Raw genomic sequence first — 2,965 nt, 5'->3', positions numbered from 1 at the left:
CCGGCGACGACGGCCGCGGCGGCTCGCCGCAGCACGCTCACCCCTGGGTCCCCTCGGTCCCCGCCCCCGCGTCCGCGCTCGCCGGCGTGCGGTCCACGGGCGTGAGCGTCACCGCGTCGGGCAGCGGCGTCTCGCCGTCACCGAAGCCGTAGTGGCCGTTGGCACCGGAGATCCGCACGGCGAGAGCGAGCGGCGTCGACACCTGACCGGTGACGACCTGCGTGTCGGAGACCGTGGTGAGCGCACCCGCGAGCTGGTCGTCGCGGAGGATCGCGTCGGTGAGGCTCCCGTCGCCGCGCGGACCGTCCGCGAGGACGGCGCCCTCGGACCGCTCCTGCGCAGCGGTGAGAACCGCGAGCCACGCCGCCTGCGTCTGCTCGACCTCGTCGGTGTCGGCGGAGGCCGCCGTGCCGGACCGCTCGGACGGCGCGAGGACGACGATCGCGTCGGCCGGCACCTCCACCGGGTCCTGCAGCGTGACCAGCGGGTAGTCGCCGCCCGACAGGAGCTCGAGCAGGAACGCGGAGTCGGACGCGAGCGCGTCGGGCGCGGCCGGGTCGGCAGCGACGAGGCCCTGCACGAGCGCCGCGGCGAGCTCCTCCTGCACACCGGCGCCGTCGGCCGGTGCGGGCGAGAGGTACTGCACGAGCTGCCCGCCGAGCGCCTGCCGGAACGAGTCCAGACCCGTGTCCGTCCAGGCGTCGTTGAGCGTGACGTGCGCGGTCACGGTCGCGCCTGCCTGCGCGAAGCGCTCGTCGACCGCGGTGCGCACGGACTCGTCGACCTCGCCCAGCGCGACGACCGCGACGCGGCGGTCGGTGAGCGAGCCCTCGAGCAGGCGCGGGCCGGCGGCGTCGATGTACGTCACGGCGTGGCCGAGGTCGTCGGACGCGCTGTCCAGCTGCGACCGCAGCTCGTCCTTCTCGGTGCGCAGCTGCTGCACCTGACCCGTGAGCGTGTCGCCGATGGTCTCCTTGAGCGGCCCGGCGCCGAGCGCGATGCCGACCGCGAGCGCCAGGAAGACGGAGATCAGCGAGACGATGTGGTAGCGGAAGTCGATCACGGTGCGGCATCTCCGTCGGGGGCGGCGGCAGGCGTCGCCGCGGCCGCGAGGCGGCGGGCGAGCGGGGCGGGGTGGGTCACGGGTCGCGGCGCGGGTCGGGCGGGGACGCGCCGGAGCGTCACGACGACCCTCCGAACAACGAGCCGATCCAGGACGTGACGTCGTCGATGCGCGCGCCGAGGAGGCCGAGCAGCGTCTGCCCCGCCGCGGTCGAGGCGAGCGCGACGCCGAGCGCGAAGAGGCCCGCGAGGATGAGCAGCGCGACCTGCAGGTTCGAGATCCGGTGCTTGTAGAGGCGGGACACGCCCTTGGCGTCGACGAGCTTGCCGCCCACGCGCAGCCGCGTGAGGAACGTGCTGGCCATGCCGGACCGGCCCTTGTCGAGGAACTCGACGAGCGTCGCGTGCGTGCCGACGGCGACGATGAGCTCCGCGCCCTTGTCGTCGGCGAGCAGCATCGCCACGTCCTCGCTGGTCCCCGTCGCGGGGAAGACGACGTGCCGGACGCCGAGCTGCTCGACGCGCGCGAGGCCGGGCGCGCGACCGTCGCGGTAGGCGTGCACGACGACCTCCGCGCCGCACGTGAGCGCGCGGTCGGACACCGAGTCCATGTCGCCGACGATCATGTCGGGCTTCCAGCCGGCGTCGAGGATCGCGTCCGCGCCGCCGTCGACCCCGATGAGCACGGGCCGGTACTCGCGGATGTACGGGCGGAGGGTGACCAGGTCCTCCTTGTAGTGGTACCCGCGCACCACGATCAGCACCTGGCGGCCGTCGATCTCGGTGTCGATGTCCGGCACGCCGACGCCGTCGAGCAGCAGCTCGCGCTCACGGCGCAGGTAGTCCATCGTGTTCGCCGCGAACGACTCGAGCTGGACGGACAGCCCGGCGCGGGCCTCCTCCATGGTCGCCGCGACGGTCTGCGGCGTCTGCTCGACGCCCTCGGCGACGAGCGTCTCGCCGTCGTAGACGCACCCGTCGACGACGCGCAGCTGGTGCCCCTCAGGGAGGGCCATGACGTCCGCGCCGAGGTCGTCGACGAGCGGCACGCCGGCCGACACGAGGATCTCAGGCCCGAGGTTCGGGTAGCGGCCGGACGTCGACCGCGCGGCGTTGAGCACGGCCGCCGGCTGGCACGCGACGAGCGCCTCGGCGGAGACCCGGTCGAGGTCGAGGTGGTCGATGACGGCGACGTCACCCGGCCGCAGGCGCTTGGTGAGGGCCTTGGTCCGAGGGTCGACCCGGGCCGGACCGGCGATGACGCCGGCCTCGGGCGCGGGGGTCCGTCTGCGCAGGGAAGCTCTCATCGTGCCTCATCGTCCCACGGTCGAGAGCTCCAGGAGCTCGGCTGCGTGCGTGCGCGCCGCCTCGGAGTCGTCCTGGCCGGACAGCATGCGGGCGAGCTCGCGCACGCGGGCCTCGTCTGTGACCAGGCGCACATCCGACTCGGTGACGACGTCCACGCCGTCGGCGGTCGACTTGGTGACGACGAGGTGCCGGTCGGCGAACGCCGCGACCTGCGCGAGGTGCGTGACGACGAGCACCTGGGCAGACCGCGCGACGTCCGCGAGCCGCCGGCCGACCTCGATCGCCGCGCGCCCGCCGACGCCCGCGTCGACCTCGTCGAAGACGAACGTGCCGGGCCGTGCGGCGCCCGAGTCGGGGGCCGTCGCGAGCGTGACCTCGATCGCGAGCATGACGCGCGACAGCTCACCGCCGGAGGCACCCTTGCCGAGCGGTCGCGCGGGCGCACCGGCGTGCGGGACGAGCAGCATCTCGACACGGTCCGCGCCGTACGGCCCGGGCTCGGCGGGCTCGACGGCCACCTGCAGCTCGGCCCCCGCCATCGCGAGCCCGGAGAGCTCCGAGGAGACCGCCGCCGCCAGCCGGCTCGCGGCCTCCG

Annotated in this window: 2 protein-coding genes and 1 pseudogene; all 3 read right to left on the bottom strand. The window is 74.7% G+C overall.

Annotated features, from left to right (window positions below; genetic code table 11):
- Window positions 1-37 precede the first annotated feature (37 nt).
- On the bottom strand, window positions 38-1,063 hold the full coding sequence (locus HGA02_RS15000; RefSeq protein ID WP_168679816.1) for a copper transporter: 1,026 nt from the start codon (window positions 1,061-1,063) through the stop codon (window positions 38-40).
- A 118-nt stretch (window positions 1,064-1,181) separates the two neighbouring features.
- Complete coding sequence (gene steA / locus HGA02_RS14995) at window positions 1,182-2,369, bottom strand: putative cytokinetic ring protein SteA (protein ID WP_124344518.1); 1,188 nt, start codon at window positions 2,367-2,369, stop codon at window positions 1,182-1,184.
- 6 nt (window positions 2,370-2,375) lie between these two features.
- Window positions 2,376-2,965: pseudogene (locus HGA02_RS14990) on the bottom strand (DNA repair protein RecN); the annotation flags it as partial.

The organism is Cellulomonas septica (assembly GCF_012396155.1).
Taxonomy (GTDB): Bacteria; Actinomycetota; Actinomycetes; order Actinomycetales; family Cellulomonadaceae; genus Cellulomonas; species Cellulomonas septica.
Note: the sequence above shows the minus strand (reverse complement) of the source record. Positions and strands in the feature narration are given on the sequence as shown.

Excerpts from the sequence above, each read along its gene's own strand:
- steA (WP_124344518.1), bottom strand. The coding sequence starts at position 2,369 with ATGAGAGCTTCCCTGCGCAGACGGACCCCCGCGCCCGAGGCCGGCGTC.